A 16,858-nucleotide genomic window follows, 5' to 3' on the forward strand; every position below is an offset into this window, starting at 1 on the left:
CCCGAGACGACGATGCCGGCGGGACATGGCTGAATCCACCAAGCAACAGGTGATGGAGATCCGGGCCGGGCTGTCGCACGCCCTGGGTCTCGCCCAGACCGCCCTGGATCTGGCCCGCAAGGCCGAGACGGCGGCGCTGGACCAGTGGCAGCGGATCAGCGCGGCCGCCGAGGCCCGCCGGCACAAACTCAAGGCCACCCGGGACCAGCGGCTGGCCGAGATCGAGACCTGGCACGCCACCGAACTCGCCGGCCTCGCCGGTGCGGCGGCGGGCGCCGCCGAGCGGGCCGCGCCGGGCGCCGCCGGGGAACCCTGGCACAGCTGGGAGGCCACCCCGCTGGCCCGCGCCGCCGAACTGCGGATCGGGCGCCTGATGCTGCCCGAGGCCCCACTGCCCGAACCGCGCCGCGCCGAACGCCCGGAACGGGCCGGTGGCGCGTGGTCCGGGGCACCCGGGTCGGCCCCACCGCCCCCGGACGACCCCGAGCCGCTGCCCGAGCAGGCGTCCCCGCAGGTCCCGGCCCTGGTCCGGCTCCTCGACCACGGGCACATCGTCGTCGACGGCGACCGCCGGACCGGCGACGACGTGGTGGCCGGTCTGCTGCTGCGGGCGCTGGGCACCAGCATCCCCGGGTCGGTGCAGCTGATCGGGTACGACCCGGAGCACCTCGGTGGCGGACTGGCCGGATTCGCGCCGCTCGCCCCGGCCGGTGTGCTCACCTTCGTCGGGCCGGACGGCCTCGGCGGACTCCTCGACGAACTGGTCGACCACGTCCGGCGGATCAACGAGACGGTCCTCGCCGGGGAGTACTCCTCGGTGCGGGAACTCCACGCCGCCACCAAACGGCGCCCGGAACCCTGGCGGGTCGCGGTACTGCTCGGGGCGGGCGAGCTGTCCCGGCACGAACGGTCCCAGCTCGACCGGCTGTTGCGTACCGGGGCGGCCTGCGGGGTGCACCTGGTGATCCGGGGACTCGCGGTGGACCAGACCGACGGCATCGAGTTCATCGAGGCGGCCGCCGGCGACGACGCCCGCGTCCAGAGCGCCGGTGACCTGCCGATCCGCCTGGACCCGGCGCCACCGGCCACGGTGGTCACCGCGACCTGCCGGCAGATCGCCGAGGCGGTGGCCGCCGGACCGGCCCCGGTGGCCCTGGACAGCCTGCTGCCCGACGCCGGCGAGGAGTGGCGGGAGAGCTCCGCGACCGGGCTGACCGCGCCGCTCGGCGACAGCCCGCACGGACCGCGCGTGCAGGTGACCCTGAGCGACTACCCGCCGCACGCGCTCATCGCCGGCCCGTCCGGCACCGGCAAGACCAACTTCATCTACGCGTGGATGGGCGCGCTGGCCGCCCGCTACTCCCCCGAGGAACTCGCGTTCTACCTGCTCGACTTCAAGGAGGGCGTGTCGTTCGCCCGGTTCGCGCCGGGCCGGCGCGACCCGAGCTGGCTGCCGCACGTCCGCCTCGTCGGGGTGAACGTCAACACCGACCGGGAGTTCGGCCTGGCCCTGCTCCGGTTCCTCGGCACCGAACTACGGCGCCGGGCGGACGCCGCCAAACAGCACGAGGTGACCAGCCTCGCCGAACTGCGCGCCGAGGACCCGGACGGCTCCTGGCCGCGGATCGTGGCCGTCGTCGACGAGTTCCAGGTCCTGCTCTCCGGGCGCGACGCGGTCGCCAACGAGGCGGTCGACCTGCTCGAAGACCTGGCCCGCCGCGGCCGGTCCCAGGGCATCCACCTGGTGCTGGCCAGCCAGGACGTCTCCGGCATCGAGGCCCTGTGGGGACGGCCCGCGCTGGTCGCCCAGTTCTCGCTGCGGATCGCGCTGCCCCGGGCCCGCCGGGTACTCGCCGAACTGAACGCGGCAGCCGACTCGCTGCCCCGGTACCACGCGGTGGTGAACGCGGACTCCGGCGCGTCCGGGGCCAACCGGATCGTCCGGGTGCCGTCCGCCGGCGACCGGGACCAGTGGAGCGCCCTGCAGCACCGGCTGTGGCGGCGGCGACCACCCGAGATCGGGCCACCCCGGCTCTTCGACGGCGACGTGGTGCCCCGGCTCGCGGACAGTCCCGACTTCCGGTCGCTGCGCGCCGCCGAATCCGCCCCGGCACCGATCGCCCTGCTCGGCGAGACCATCGACGTCGCGGCGCGGTCGGCGCGCACCGTGATGCGCCGGGCACCCGGCCGCAACCTCGCCGTCCTCGGCACCCGCACCGACGAGGCCTGCGCGATCCTCTCCACCGCCGGACGGTCCCTGGCCGCCCAGTTCGGCCCGGACGGCGCCCGCTTCTCGATCGTCTGCCTGGACCCCGACGCCCGGGCCGCGGCCGACTCGCTGGCCGCCCGGATCCCCGGCTCGGGACGCTACGACAACGACAACGTGGACATGCTCCTCGAGGACGCCGCGGCCGACGCCTCCTCCGCGTTCCCCGCCGACAAGCCGCACTACATCCTGATCTACGCCGCGGACGCCCTGCCCGGCGGCCGGACCACCGGTGACCAGATACGGACGATCCTGCGGCAGGGGCCGGAACGCCGCCTGCACGTGATCGGATGGTGGCGGGGCGCCGGACTACTCCGGGACACCCTCGGCGGGCAGGCGTCGCGGACCGACCCGATCGGCGCCTGGGTGGCGCTGGACGTGCACGGCAGCGAACTCTCGCCGTTCTACCCGGGCACCGGGGCGCCGAACTGGTACCCCCGCCCGTGGCGAGCACTGCATTTCGACCGCTCGGTCCACCGCGGCGCCGAGGTGATCATCCCCTACGGAACCTCATGAGCGAACTCGAACCGGCCGACCTCGATCGGGCCGACTACCGCACCGTGCTGCAGCGTCTCACCACGCTGGACGAGCGCGCCGCCGACCTGCGCCAGGAGGCGGCCACCTGGCACGCCGAACGGGCCCGGGCCGCCCTCGGCGCCGTCCAGGAAGCCGAGAACGAACTCCGTGCCGCCCAGCAGGACGTCCGGCAGGCACAACGCGACCTCGAACAGGTCGACGCGCGGGCCGCCGGACTCTGGTCCGAATACGTCCACCGGGTCGGACCGGTGGCCGAACGGTTCGGGCACTCCCTGCCCGAGGCGAGCATCCCCCGGCAGCGCGGCGACCGGGACGCCACCGACTACCTCGACGAGGTGGAGACCCGGGTCAAGTACACCCCGCCGGCCCGGCCCCTGACCTTCGGGCACACCGTGCTGTTCGGCGTGTTCGGGTTCGCCGGCGGGCTCCTCGGCGTGATCGGCAACACCGTGCTGCGCCGCACCGGCGAAGCCTCGGCCGGCGACTGGCACCAGGCGGCGCCGGTGGTGGCCCTGCTGGTGCTGCTCTGCTTCCCGGTACTGGCGGTGGTGAGCGCCAAACTGGTGGCCGACCGGCGAGGTGTCGGACTGGACACCGCGGCGGTGGCGACCGTGCTGACCACCGGGCTGGTGACGGCGGGGCTGCTGTTCGCGGCGGTACAGTTCGCGCAGACCTGAGCCGTCACGTGCTCCTGCTCGCGGGCGGGTTCAGGTCCCGTCGGCGGTCGGCCTCGGCGCGCAGGGCGTCGGGGACGGCCTGACCGGTGCCCTCGCTGTGCGCCTCGTCGTACTCGTAGTCGCCGCCATGCGGATCACCGTCGGGTTCGGGCGGCTGCGACTGCTCGTCGGGATTCCGGATGTCCGTCATGGGGTAGTGGATACCCGGCCTTCGCCGTCCGGAACACGCTCGGCCGCTCGACGTGACTCCGGCCGTCGGCTGAGGCGTCACCCGCCCGCTCGGACCGTCGTCTGCACTTCGGCCCGCACTACCGCGGTCCGGAGTGCCTGACCGTTCAGAGATTCGCCACGGCCGGCGATCCGGACCGGTTTCACCGCGTCTTCGCCACTACTGCGGTCCGGACGGGCTGGTGCGCCCTGCGCCCTCGCCACGGGACACCGCGCCGGCACCACGGGTGCCGCGAGGATCTGGGTGGCGGTGGGACGGGTCATCTGTGGTTGTGGGAGGTGGAACGCGTACCCCGGAAAGATCTGACAATGAGCATCGCCGGGCGGTGACCGGAACGCCGCTCTTTGCCGTGGAAATGGGGCGGCCGCGCATTTCACCCACGACCGTCCACCGTGGACCTGCGATTTCGGGGCCCACTCCGCCGGCAGGCCCCGGAAATCGTCAGCTGGCGCGGCGCTCGCGGACCTGCTTGCAGTTCACACACGACGTCGCGGACGGGAACACCTCGAGGCGCTCCACCGGGATCGGGTGGGAACAACCCTCGCAGTTGCCGTAGGTGCCCTCGTCGAGCCGCTGCATCGCGTGCTCCGCCTGGGTGCGCCGGTCGAGCAGCGTGCGCAGCAGCGACGACGCGGCGTCGCGCTCCGCCGTCTTCGACCCGCTGTCGGCCTGGTCGTCGCCGGCCGCGTCGCCGATCTCGACCAGCCGAAGCCGATGATTCTGGGCGACGGCCTCTTCGTACTCGGTGTTGAGCTCCTCGAAACGGTCCCGCAGGAGCGCCCGGATCTGCTCGATCTCCTCGACCGAGCGCAGCTTCGCCGTGCTCGAGCCCTTACCCGCAACAATCGCTCCGTTGACGAGCATGCTGTCCCCCTGCCCTTCCATCAGCCCCAGCCGGTGGACCATCGCCGGGTCACCCTCGTCCCGGTACGGCTCGACTTGTGGAGCCGGTCGATACCCACCGCCGAAGATCCCAAACGGGACCCCCGCGAAAAAGTAACCGGAGCATAACTGTCAGTGGTCGAATCCGCCACGGACTCGGCACACGGGTCTTGCGCCGCGGCTCAACGATCGCCCACCACGAGCGCCGGCCGCCGCGGATCGTCGACCCGGACGACCACGTCGGCGAACGATCCGGGATTCACTTCCTCGACGTACCGCCGATGCGCCGGCACAGTCCAGAGCAGGCCAGAGGGCGTCCGGCGCTCCAGAGCAGCAGCCGACAGTTCAAGATGGACAGTGAAGTCGAAGGGCAGGCCCGCGCCGAGCAGCAGCGGCCCGCTGACCACGACGATCGTGTTACCGGCGAGTTCGCGATAAGGCTCACGCGCCGCACGATCGATGTCGGCGTCCCACAGTTTGAGCAGGATCCGCCCGGAGCCGCCCGGTCCGGCCGGGTCCAGAACCTCCCGGATCAGGCCCGCCTCGTCGAACCAGCCGGAGTAGAACGAGTCCGGATTGGTCCGCCCGAACTCCAGCCGCACCGAGGCCGGACGAAGAAAATCCCTGGTGTCGACGCGGACGACCGGGCGACCGAGGACCCGCAACGGATCGACGAGGGCGTCGGCGAGGGCTCCGGGGGCGGCAGCGTCGGCGCCGTCGACGGCCACCCGGAGGCGACTGTCGGATTCCCGACTCGCGAGACGATCGGCCAGATCATCGATCAATTTGGGGTACGAGACGGGGGTGACACGCATGCGTCGATCATGCTCGCCGGGCGGCGTTGTCGCACTCACCGGGCCGCGTTGCCGCACTCGCCGAGCAGCACTGTCGCACTCACCGGGCCGCGTTGCCGCACTCACCAGGCCGCGTTGTCACAGCACTCCCCCGGGTGCTTCCGGCTTTGCGGGGCAGGCCGGTCAGTCGTGCGGCATGATCAGGACCCGGGCGTCGTCGGCCAGCCGGTAACCGACCCCGTAGACCGTAGTGATCAGCGAGACCTGGGAGCCGAGCTTGAGACGCACACGGCGAACGTGGACATCGACCGTGCGCTCGCCGGCCCGCTCGTAACCCCAGACCGCGGCGAGCAGCTGAGCCCGGCTGAACACCCGCCGAGGGCGCTCGGCGAGGAAGAGCAGCAGGTCGAACTCGAGACGGGTCAACGTCAGCGGGACACCCTCCAGCAGCGCCTGGCGCGACGAGACCTGCAACCGCACCTCCGGACCGTCCGGCAGGATCTCCTCGACGAACTCCTCCGGCGCCTCGGCCTGCTCGACGGTCACCGTGCCCCGGCTGAGCTCGACCAGCTCCCGCACCGCGGCGAGCAGCTTGTGGGCCTGCGGCGACACCACGTCACCGGTGAGCGGGATGGCAACCGTCACGGTCAACGCCGGCTCGGCGGAACGACGGCCGGAACCCCGGCCCGGTCCCGCGGAACCGCGATCGGCTCGCGGCGACAATGCGCTGACCGGCATTGATTCATCCCCCAGAATTTGCTGCGGCAAGCGAATATGAACGATCACTGTGCGTAAAGCGGGGACGATATTTCCCGCCCGCCCGTTCGCGGGTCAAGTCGCCAACCACAGTGTGGGAAAGACGTTCCACATTGTTCACGGTCACACAAATGCATTCCGGTAACGCTATCTGTCAGCCTCATTAAGCATTGCCGAATGACGGCCAGGTCGCCGGTCCGCCGAACCCGTGGCGCGGCCCACGCCAAAGCCCTCACCCGAACCCCCGTCAACGTCCAGAATCGGCAGCTAGATCAACCTGCACCGCGCTGCACCGCGCTGCACCGCGCAGCACCGCGCAGCACCGCGCAGCACCGCGCAGGATGAGCAGCATCGCGCAGGATGAGCAGCATCGCGCAGGATGAGCAGCACACCGGCCAGTGGCGGCACCCGATGACATATCGGGTGTGCTGACCGCCGTCACCGGCATGGCGAGCCAACCCAACAACATGATCGGGTACGACAGCCACCTCAACCAGACGGTAGCCGCACCCAACAACCGCACCGGGTGCACTCACCGACCTGGTCTCAGACCCCACGGAGCACGAGGCGGCTGCGGCACCCGATGACGTATCGGGTGCGGCTACCACCGTCACCGGCGCGGCGAGCGCACCCAGCGCCGTGATCGGGTAAGACGACCGACCCAAATCAGACGGCGAACGCACCCGACGACCACACCGGGCGCGCCCACCGCCCCAGGCCGGGGCCACGGGCCACGGGCCATGCGGGACATGCGGGACATGCGGGACATGAGGCGGTGGCAGCACCCGACGGCAGGCGGTGGCAGCACCCGATGATGCAACGGGCGCAACGACCGTCCTGCTCGATGGCGGGCGCACCCGATGACAAGATCGGGTGCGACGACCGCCTCGAACGGGATTTGAGCGCACCCAACAACATGGTCGGGTGCAGCGGCCTCCCCGAACGGGACGGTGAGTGCACCCAACGGCCTCACCGGGTGCCGTCACCGGCCCGGGCCTCAAGACTCGCGAAACATGAGGCGGTCGCGGTACCCGATGACATATCGGGTGCGCCGACCACCGTCGTCGGCATGGTGCGTGCACCCGTCAACATGATCGGGCGCGACGATCACCCCAAATCAGACGGTGACCGCACCCGACGGCGACACCGGGTGCAGTTACCCACCTCAGCCCCGGGACCCACAAACACGATCTGGCGGCGGCAGGCGGCAGGCGGCAGGCGGCAGGCGGCAGGCGGCAGGCGGCAGGCGGCACCCGATGATGTATCGGGTGCGATGGCCGCCCTTACCGACACGGTGAGCGCACCCAACGACATGATCGGGTGCGATGGCTGCCCTCAACAGCACGGCGAGCACACCCGACAACATGATCGGGTGTGATGAAGGCGAACTGTCCGGGCGCTCGGGCAGGAGGGCGGAAAGGGTGCCCGCCTGCCCGAGGGAGGTCGGTCTGTCAGCCGCCGGAGGTCAGGCGGCGGCCGACTGCGGCGATCAGGCGGTCGAGTTCGGACCCGAACGGGTTGTCGTGCACCAGGTAGGTCCAGGTGGCGCTCGGGCGGACGATCTCGGCCCGGTCCGGCTGCCAGCCGTCGGTCAGGTCGACCTCGTCGAACGTCTCGATCGTGCGGGTTTCGACCTGGGTCAGCAGCTCCTGGAAGGCCGGCACCGCCGCCCGGTGGAACTCGTCGAGCGGGTCCAGCTTGCCCAGGGCGCGCAGGTGAACGCCCTCGCGGACCTCGTTCAGGTACGCGATGTGCTCGGCCCACAGACGGTCCAGGTGGTAGAGGGCGATCGCCCGGGCCGAGTCGGACAGCACGTCCTCGTCGGTCTCCTTCGCCTTCTCCTCGGACTTCTCCAGCAGCATGATCGCGGCGACTTCGGAGGTCAGCAGGCGCTCGCGGCGTTCGGCCAGGAGCAGGCGCTGCTGTTCGATGACGACGCTGTACCGCCAGGTGTTGCGGTGGATCTCGTGGTTGACGCCTTCGGCGACCCGCTGGGCGTGCTCGACCGCGTACTCCACCTGGGCGTCGTGGACGACACCGTCGATGTCCATCCGGGGCGACGCCGGCAGGATGTCACCGGCGTGCCGGGTGACCAGTTCGTCCTCGAGGCTGACGAAGAACACCGAGGCGCCCGGGTCGCCCTGCCGGCCGGCGCGGCCACGCAGCTGGTCGTCGACGCGGCGGCTGTCGTGGCGGCCGGAGCCGATCACGTAGAGGCCGCCGAGCTCGACCACCGCGTCGCGGTCCTTCTCGTCGGAGCCGCCGAGGCGGATGTCGACGCCGCGGCCGGCCATCTGGGTGGAGACGGTGACGGCGCCGAGCGCGCCCGCCTCGGCGATGATGGTGGCTTCCTCGACGTCGTTCTTCGCGTTCAGTACGCTGCTCGGCACGCCGGCCGCTGCGAGCTGCTCGGCGAGACGCTCGGACGCCTTCACGTCCAGGGTGCCGATCAGAACCGGACGGCCCTTGTCGTGCGCGATCTTGATTTCCTCGACCAGTGCCTCGTCGCGCATGTCGTGCGCCGAGTAGATCCGGTCCGGGTCGTCCTCGCGGATGTTCGGGGTGTTCGACGGGATGACCGCGACCTCGAGTTTGAAGTACTCCCGGAGCTGCTCGCCGACGTGCACCGCGGTCGCGGTCATGCCACACGCGTTCTTGTACAGCGCGATGAAGGCCTGCACCGTGAGGGTGTCCAGCACCTCGCCCTCGGCGGTGGAGGTCAGACCCTCCTTGGCCTCCACGGCGGCCTGCAGACCGTCCGGCCAGCGGCGGCGCTGGGCGACCCGGCCGCGCATCTCGTCGATCAGCTCGACGCCGCCGTTGCGGACGATGTAGTCGACGTCGCGGCGCAGCAGCGCGTGCGCGTGCAGGGCGACGTTGACCGCGGAGAGGTGCTCCACCTGGTCGTCGGCGTACAGGTCGACGCCGCCGAGCTGCTCCTCGACGTTCTTCAGGCCATCGTCGGTGAACGCCACGCTGCGGCCGTCCTCGGCCACCTCGTAGTCCTTGCCGTTGCGCAGCCCGCGGACGATCTCGGCGGCCTCGAGCACCGGGTTGGACTCGGTGGCCACGCTGCCGGCGAGCACCATCGGCACGCGGGCCTCGTCGATCAGGATCGAGTCGGCCTCGTCGACGATCGCGGTGGCGAGTTCACGCTGCACCCGGTCGGCGACGTCGGTGACCAGCTGGTCGCGCAGGTAGTCGAAGCCGGCCTCGCTGACCGACACGTAGGTGACGTCGGCCGCGTACGCCTCCCGGCGCTCCTCCGGCGTCATCGCCTCGGTGATCCAGCCGACGGTCAGGCCGAGCAGCGTGTAGATCGGCTCCATCCAGGTGGCGTCACGCTTGGCGAGGTAGTCGTTGACGGTCAGCACGTGGACCGGGCCGTCGCCGAGACGGACATGCCCGTACGCCGCGATGGTGGCGGTGAGCGTCTTGCCCTCACCGGTGGCCATCTCGGCGACCCGCTTGTCGAGCAGGGCCATGGCACCGAGGAGCTGAACGTCGTACGGCCGCTGGCCGATGGCCCGCCGGGACGCCTCCCGTCCGATGGCACAGATCTCGACGTAACTGTCGGCCTCCCGGGCCGCTTCGGTCAACGCGGCGTCGTCCAGTTCCTGGAGCGCCTCTTCTCGCGCCTCGATGGCTCCCAGGCGCTTCGACAGCGGGCCGAGGTCCACTGTTGTCCCGGGACGCTGCAGAAACTTGCGGAACCGGTTCTTCAACCGCTGCGACACACCCATGGCGCGCAACGGTACTTTATTTTGCCCCGTCTCAAGCGCCGGACTCCCGGCCATGCTTCAGAAGGTGCTTTTTCTCCGTTTGCCGGAGCTGCTCACCGGGCACCCTGGGGGGTCTGCGATTCCTGGTACCCGGAAGGAGCGCCCATGCCGAGCCAGCTCATCTGCCGGCCGGAGGGGAACCTTCCGGTCGCTGTCCTGACCGTCGCCGGCACCCTGGACCGGATCACCGGTGACGCCTTCGGCGCGGCGGTCCGGCGCAGCCTGTCGGTGATGCCGGACCGTCTGCTGCTCGACGTCGCCCGTCTGCGGGTCGCCGAGCCGGGGGCGCTGGAGCCGCTGGCCGCGGCGATCCGGGCGGCCACCGAATTCCCGGACATCCCGATCGTGATCTGCGGTGCGAACGCGGACACCCGGGCGGCGCTGGCGACCGACCCGGCGCTGGCGCTGGTGGACGTGGCCGGCAGCCGTTCGGACGCTCTGGAGATCCTGGACGGCGAGGGTGCCCGGGTACGCGTCCGGCTGCGCCCGCTGCCGGAGGCCTGCCGTCAGGTGCGCCGGCTCGTCGGGGACGCCTGTTCGGCGTGGGCGCACGGCGCGGAGGTGACTTCGAACGCCACTCTGGTCGCGACGGAGCTGGTGGCGAACGTGGTCCGGCACGCGCACACCACCATGCAGGTCACGCTGGGCCGGCGCGCGGGACGGATCACCCTGGCGGTCCGGGACGGCAGCCGGCGGATGCCGCGCGCCCTCGAGCCGACGGTCGCCGACGCGGGCGGTCGCGGACTGCACCTGGTCCGAGACCTGACCGACGCGTGGGGTGTGCTCCCGGTGACCGGCGGCAAAGTGGTGTGGAGCCGGCTGGTCGCCTGACCGGACAGGGCCAGATACGAAAAGCCCGGCAGCACCGTGGGCCTGGCCGCGCATCGCGCCTCGCACAGGCACGGCCCGACCGCACGACCGTGGTGGGGTGGGGTGATTACGGCCGCGCTGGACGCCCCAATTCACCACACCCACAACAGCGTGGTGATTTCGGGCGTCCAGCGCGCCCGTATTCACCACACCACCAGGGGTGTGGTGACTTGGGGCGTCCAACGCGCCCATAATCACCACACCGCCACGGGTGTGGTGACTTCGGGCGTCCAACGCGCCCATAATCACCACACCGCCACGGGTGTGGTGACTTCGGGCGTCCAACGCGCCCGAAATCACCACGCGGACGGGCTTCGCACCCTGACCACGAAACATGTCTAGAAGCGGGGCAGTCCGCTCGGCGCCGCGGAACCGTCGCCAGGCCCCTCGGACGGCGCCGGGGCGGACGGCGCGACTGCCGACAGACCGGAGAGACCCGACGCCTGCGCACCGTGCTGGCCCATGTCCGGAGCCTGCAGACCCGGAGCGCTCTGCCCCATGTTCGGAGCCTGCAGACCCGGAGCACTCTGCCCCATGTTCGGAGCCTGCAGACCCGAAGTGGCCTGGCCCAGGCCCGAAGCGCTCTGACCCGTACCTGAAGCGCTCTGGCCGAGTCCCGAAGCACTGTGGGCGAGTCCCGAATTCTGCGGAGCGGCACCGGCCGTCCCCGCGTCCGGGGTCTGCGGGCGCGCGTACTGTCCCAGATCCGGCGCCTGCAACTGCGGACGACCGGCCGCCTGCGGCGTCTCGGTCCCCATCCCGGTCACGGCAGGTGCGGGTGTCGTTCCTTTCGGGGGTACGCCGTGATCGCCGGCCTGGTGCCGTACGCCGCTCCCGGGAGGCGGCGGCAGCGGCACCGCACCGCCGTCGGCCGTGGTGCTGTGCTGCATGGGACGGGCCGAGCGGGTGAACCGGGGAGCGTCGAGCGGGCTGTTCTGCTGGCTGTAGGTGGCCGGCTGTCCCAGTTCCGGCGTCGGAATCCCCGGGGCGGGCGGGGCCGGCGGCGTCTCAGCCTGGGGCGCCGGAGCCTGCAGAGTGGACTCCTGAAGACCGGGCGCCTGCAGGGTCGATGCTTGCAGGGTCGATGCCTGAAGACCCGGCGCCTGAAGAGTAGGTGCCTGGGGCGCCGACGCCTGCAGGGTCGGTGCCGGAGCCTGCAGGGTCGGGGCTTGCGGCGCGGGAGCCTGCGAAGTGGAGGGCGGGGACGCCGGAGCCTGGAACGTCGCGGCCGGCGGCGGAATGTGGGTGGCGGCCTGCCCGACAGGCGGGGCGGGGGGCGGTGCCGCCGGGAGACCGGAGGCCGAACCGGCCATCTGGAAGCCCCCGGCCGGTGCGGCCGGCTGGAGCCCCGAAGAGGGACCAGCCGTCTGGAGTCCCGAAGAGGGACCAGCCGTCTGGAGTCCCGAAGAGGGACCAGCCGTCTGGAGCCCCGAGGATGGTGCGGCTGGCTGAAGCCCCGAGGACGGCTCGTCCTGGTAGGCCGGGGTGGTGGACGATTCGGTGTTTCCGCCGGCCGCGAATCCACCCGAGGCGAATCCGCCGGCCAGCGACGGGCCCATCGGTGCGGGGCCCGCGGACAGGCCGGAAGGGGATTCGGGGGCGGGCGGCGGCGCGAGCCGCGACGCCAGGTCACCGCCCGGACGGGACAGACCGCCCAAGCCGGGTCCCCCCTGCGGGAGGCCACCCTGGGAGGGGCCGCTGTGCGAGGGCTGGCCGAGACCGGAGGCCAACTGCGCGGCGCCGAGACCGGAGGCCGTGGAAGGCCCGAGACCGGAGGCTGTGGAAGGCCCGAGGCCGGACTCGCCGCTCGACGGGCTTTCGTCCGGCCGGGTCGGGGCGGCCCAGGTCGGCGGGAGTTCCTGGGAGTCCTCGGTTCCCGCTTTTCCGGGCAGCGGGGGCAGGGAGATCCGCGGGGTTGGCGGCGCGGAGTTCGGGTTCGGCAGCGACAGGGCGTTCAGGCCCGTGCCGTCGCCGGAGAGCGGCGATTCCTGGTAGGGCCGGGCCGACCCGTTCGGCTCCGGCGTGGAGAGGCCACCACCATGGGAGAAGTCACCACCATGGGAGAAGTCACCACCATGGGAGAGACCGCCGCCATGAGAGAGACCGCCGTCATGAGACGGACCGCCACCGTGAGACAGGCCGCCACCGTTCGCCGGACCGTAGCCGCCACCGGCAGGATCGTTGAGGCCACCGCCCGCGGAGCCGTAGCCACCGCCCGCGGGACCGCTCAGGCCGCTGCTGGCCGGGGAGTTGAAGGTGCCGAGGGGTGCGTTGAGGTCACCCCGGAACGCCTCCTCGAACGGGATCCTGGCGCGGCGGGCCAGTCCGGACGGCTGGTCGGACGAGCCTCCGCGGGACGAGCTTGCGCCCTCGGACCCACTCGAGTCCCCGGACGAGCCCGAGACTCCTGACAGGGAGGCGCCGGACAGGCCGGTGGGGCGGGACGGGTTGCCGCCGGTGGGGAGACCGGGACCGCCGGACGGCGCGGTGGCCCCGGACGGCCGGGACAGCCCGGCCGCCGGTGACGAGTGTCCGTGGATGCGGCCGGCGAGACCGGTCGGGCTGCCGCCTCCGGTGTATTCCGGGTGGGCCGGCGGCGCGGGCTCCTCCGGTTCCTCGTGGTCGGATGCCCCGGTCACCCATGACGGCGAGGTGTACCCGGTGTCGGCCTGCTGGGATCCGCGTCCCCTGCCCCGGGGCTGCGGTTCCGGTTCGGCCGCCCACGGGGAGGTGTAGCCCCTGTCGTCGGGGTCAGTGGGCTCTTCGCTCGTACCGTGGGAAGGGTCTTCGCCCGGGAGGCTGTATCCCCGGTCGGCGTTTGCGGCACCGGTCGGCTCGGGGTCGTTCGCGGGGTGACCGGTCTCGTCGATGGAGGGGAACGCCCAGGGTGGGGCCGGGGTGGGGGTGCGGGCTCCGGCGCCGCCGTTCTCCGGTTCCGGCTCGGGCTTGGCCCAGCCGCTGTCCTCCCAGGCACCGACCGGCGTGGGTGAGACCGGCTGCGCGGACGAGGCGACCGGCCTCGGTGAGACCGGGGGCGCGGACGAGGCGACCGGCGTCGGCGAGACCGGGGGCGCGGACGTTCGGATCGGCGTGGGCGAAATCGGTCGCGCGGACGAGTGCGGCAGGTCGTCCTCGACCGGTTCGCTGTGCAGGCCCCGGCTGTGCGAGTGCCGGCCGTGCGACGGCTGGTACGCCGGGACCGGCTCCTCGGCGTCGTCGTCGCGGTACCGTGATCGCGACCGGGTACGCGCCGGCGGCGGCTCCTCCGGTGTCGACCACGAGTCCTCCCAGACCGGTTCCTCCAGGGGTGTGGCCCAGGGTGGGCGGGTGTCGTCGCGGAGCGCCGCCGGCCGGGTCAGCGCCACCAGGCCGGATTCCTCGGCCAGTCCGGCGGCGGCCAGCACCTCGGCGGCGGAGAGTGCGATCCGGCAGGGCAGCCGTTCGCCGCAGGTGGGGCAGAGCGTCATGCCGTCGCGTGGGCCGGAGCCGCCGCCGTGTGCCTCGACCATGGTGCGGGCGGTCTGCGCCAGCAGGCTCTCCGGCTTGACGTACGCGTTCGTCGACGCCACTGGGCTTCCTCCCCCATTCCCGGCCTGCCGTGTGCCTCCGGCCGACCGGATGCCATCCCCGGGTTGCCGGATGGATTTCCGAGAACAGTTCACCTCTTCGAGGGTGCCCGGAGGGTGTCTTTGCCCAGATCAGTAGCGAATTCGGCAGTATTGCGCCACAGGCATGAGGAGAAGGAGGTAAGCAGAGAGATCAGGATGCGCTGATTCACTCACGGTGCTGGAGCCATTTCACTCCGTAGCATTGAAGAACATCCAGGAGGTGACCCCCAATGGAAGACACCGAGCTGCACCGCGAGCGGATCCTCCGGCACGTCAGTCCCATCATCACCGGCCGTTTCCTCGGCTTCCAGGCCTCGTACACGCGCGAGGTCCAGGTCGGCCGGCCACTGGCCGTCGCCGTCTTCATCGCCGCCGGCATCGCGCAGATGGTCGGCGCGCTGCTCCGGATGAAACCGGCCCGGCGGACCCTCAAGGAGCTTCGCAAGGGTCCGGAGTTCCTGGTCACCCCGGTCCGCCTGCGTGACGACCTGGGACAGACCTACGAGATCGAGATGCACGGACAGCTGCCGCAGTCGGCGCTGCACCGGGGCGATCTCGTCCAGGTCCGCACCCAGCCGCAGGCCGACCCCACCCTGCCGGTCAAGCTGATGCAGGTGGTGAACCTGACCACCATGCAGCCACTCACGCCCCGCATCCCGACCCGCTGGTCGCACCTCGGCCCGGTCCTGCTCATGCAGGCCACGCTGGGGCTCGTCATCTTCGGCGTGGTGCTCGCCGCCTGGCTGCGCTGACGCCGCACTCCGGGGCCCGTCACCAGCGGGCGGTGTGGAAGGCGGGGCCGGCGGGTATACCGGCCGTCCATGGTCAACCTGACACGGCACCGCACCGTTCGCCTGGCGGCAATGGTGAACCGAAGCGGTGAATCCGCAGTGGACAGCGGTCATCATGAGGCCGAGGGGAAGCCCGCCGCCCCGCGCGCTCTCCCCCGCCGCTGACGGCTCGGAAGGTGGTGCGACATGGGCGAGAAAGTCGACCAGACCAACTTCACCCGGGAGGACCGGACCAGGTACCGGCAGAAGATCCGCCGGAGCCTGGACGTCTTCGCGACCATGCTGCGGGAGTCCCGCTTCGACTTCGAGCGGCCGATGACCGGCATGGAGATCGAGCTCAACCTGATCGACGAGGCGGCCGATCCGGCGATGCGCAACGCCGAGGTGCTCGGCGCCATCGCGGACGAGGACTTCCAGACCGAACTGGGCCAGTTCAACGTCGAGATCAACCTGCCGCCGCGGCGGCTGGCCGGTGACGACTTCGCCGAACTGGAACGCGGCCTGCGGGCCAGCCTGAACGAGGCGGAGCGCCGCGCCCGGACCGCCGGGGCACACATGGTGACCATCGGGATCCTGCCCACCCTGCGGCGCGAACACCTGACCGGCGAATCGATCTCCGCCAACCCGCGGTACCAGCTGCTCAACGAGCAGATCTTCGCGGCCCGCGGCGAGGACCTGGACATCCGCATCGACGGCGTGGACCGGCTGGCGGTCACCACCGACACCATCGCGCCCGAGGCCGCCTGCACCAGCACCCAGTTCCACCTGCAGGTCAGTCCGGCGGACTTCGCGGCGTACTGGAACGCCTCCGAGGTGATCGCCGGGGTGCAGCTGGCGCTGGGCGCGAACTCGCCGCTGCTGTTCGGGCGCGAGCTCTGGCGTGAGACCCGGATCCCGCTCTTCGAGCAGGCCACCGACACCCGCTCGGAGGAGATCCGGGCGCAGGGCGTACGCCCGCGGGTGTGGTTCGGGGAACGCTGGATCACCAGTGTGTTCGACCTGTTCGAGGAGAACGTCAGATACTTCCCGGCGCTGCTGCCGATCTGCGACATCGACGATCCGGCGGACATCCTGGAGCGCGGCGAGATCCCGGAGCTGAGCGAGCTGCGGCTGCACAACGGGACGGTGTACCGGTGGAACCGCCCGATCTACGCGGTGGTCGACGGGCGGCCGCACCTGCGGGTGGAGAACCGGGTGCTGCCGGCCGGGCCGACGGTGGCGGACACGATCGCCAACGCGGCGTTCTACTACGGTCTGGTCCGGACGCTCGCCGAGGCCGACCGCCCGGTCTGGTCGCAGATGAGCTTCCGTGCGGCCGAGGAGAACTTCCACAACTGCGCCCGGCACGGCATCGACGCGAGTGTCTTCTGGCCCGGTCACGGCACCCTGCCGGTCACCGAGCTGGTGCTGCGCCGGCTGCTCCCGCAGGCGGCCGAGGGGCTGGACGCCTGGGGTGTCTCCCCCACCCACCGGGACCGTCTCCTCGGCATCATCGAGCAGCGCTGCCTGCGGCACCGCAACGGCGCGGCCTGGCAGGTGGAGACGCTGCACGCGCTGGAGGCGCAGGGCCAGGACCGGCAGCGGGCGCTGCACGAGATGCTGCGCCGCTACCTTCCGCTGATGCACGAGAACATCCCCGTCCACGAGTGGCCCGGCGTCTGAGGGT

The 16,858-nt window shown here is 71.6% G+C and carries 11 protein-coding genes; 5 read left to right on the top strand and 6 right to left on the bottom strand.

Annotated elements, in window-relative coordinates; translation table 11 throughout:
• Window positions 1-25: 25 nt before the first annotated feature.
• Both WH85_RS31850 and WH85_RS31855 read left to right on the top strand, forming a co-directional pair.
• Window positions 26-2,782 carry an FtsK/SpoIIIE domain-containing protein gene (locus WH85_RS31850; protein ID WP_045745766.1) on the top strand — a complete coding sequence of 919 codons (2,757 nt, stop codon included), beginning with the start codon at window positions 26-28 and terminating at the stop codon, window positions 2,780-2,782.
• The gene (locus WH85_RS31855; protein WP_045745767.1) at window positions 2,779-3,480 is read left to right on the top strand and encodes a hypothetical protein; all 702 of its coding nucleotides are present in this window, start codon (window positions 2,779-2,781) and stop codon (window positions 3,478-3,480) included. The genes WH85_RS31850 and WH85_RS31855 overlap by 4 nt, the downstream gene beginning before the upstream one ends.
• 4 nt (window positions 3,481-3,484) lie before the next feature.
• Here the strand turns inward: WH85_RS31855 and WH85_RS31860 are convergent, their stop codons facing one another.
• From WH85_RS31860 to secA2, 5 genes are all read right to left on the bottom strand, one after another.
• On the bottom strand, window positions 3,485-3,670 hold the full coding sequence (locus tag WH85_RS31860) for a hypothetical protein (RefSeq protein ID WP_045745768.1): 186 nt from the start codon (window positions 3,668-3,670) through the stop codon (window positions 3,485-3,487).
• Window positions 3,671-4,150: 480 nt separating this feature from the next.
• Window positions 4,151-4,573 (bottom strand): TraR/DksA family transcriptional regulator, encoded by a 423-nt coding sequence (locus WH85_RS31865; RefSeq protein WP_045745790.1) that lies wholly within the window; start codon window positions 4,571-4,573, stop codon window positions 4,151-4,153.
• Window positions 4,574-4,773: 200 nt separating this feature from the next.
• Entirely contained in the window at window positions 4,774-5,406 is a 633-nt protein-coding gene (locus tag WH85_RS31870; RefSeq protein ID WP_045745769.1) for a nucleoside/nucleotide kinase family protein, read from the bottom strand.
• A 162-nt stretch (window positions 5,407-5,568) separates the two neighbouring features.
• Window positions 5,569-6,123, bottom strand: a complete 555-nt coding sequence (locus WH85_RS31875) for a winged helix-turn-helix domain-containing protein (RefSeq protein ID WP_045745770.1) — start codon at window positions 6,121-6,123, stop codon at window positions 5,569-5,571.
• 1,469 nt (window positions 6,124-7,592) lie between these two features.
• Window positions 7,593-9,884, bottom strand: a complete 2,292-nt coding sequence (secA2, locus tag WH85_RS31880; RefSeq protein WP_045745771.1) for an accessory Sec system translocase SecA2 — start codon at window positions 9,882-9,884, stop codon at window positions 7,593-7,595.
• 144 nt (window positions 9,885-10,028) lie between these two features.
• On the opposite strand from secA2, the gene WH85_RS31885 reads away from it, so the two are divergent.
• Window positions 10,029-10,754 (top strand): ATP-binding protein, encoded by a 726-nt coding sequence (locus tag WH85_RS31885; RefSeq protein ID WP_045745772.1) that lies wholly within the window; start codon window positions 10,029-10,031, stop codon window positions 10,752-10,754.
• 377 nt (window positions 10,755-11,131) lie between these two features.
• Here the strand turns inward: WH85_RS31885 and WH85_RS31890 are convergent, their stop codons facing one another.
• A complete protein-coding gene (locus tag WH85_RS31890; RefSeq protein WP_045745773.1) occupies window positions 11,132-14,362 on the bottom strand; it encodes a hypothetical protein in 3,231 nt (1,076 codons plus the stop codon).
• A gap of 269 nt (window positions 14,363-14,631) precedes the next feature.
• Between WH85_RS31890 and WH85_RS31895 the strand changes: the two genes are divergently transcribed.
• Together WH85_RS31895 and WH85_RS31900 are read left to right on the top strand one after the other, a co-directional pair.
• Window positions 14,632-15,153 carry a hypothetical protein gene (locus WH85_RS31895; protein ID WP_045745774.1) on the top strand — a complete coding sequence of 174 codons (522 nt, stop codon included), beginning with the start codon at window positions 14,632-14,634 and terminating at the stop codon, window positions 15,151-15,153.
• Between the two features lie 225 nt (window positions 15,154-15,378).
• Entirely contained in the window at window positions 15,379-16,854 is a 1,476-nt protein-coding gene (locus WH85_RS31900; RefSeq protein ID WP_045745775.1) for a glutamate-cysteine ligase family protein, read from the top strand.
• Window positions 16,855-16,858 lie beyond the last annotated feature (4 nt).

This window comes from Actinoplanes rectilineatus (assembly GCF_000962825.1).
GTDB classification, from domain to species: Bacteria; Actinomycetota; Actinomycetes; order Mycobacteriales; family Micromonosporaceae; genus Actinoplanes; species Actinoplanes rectilineatus.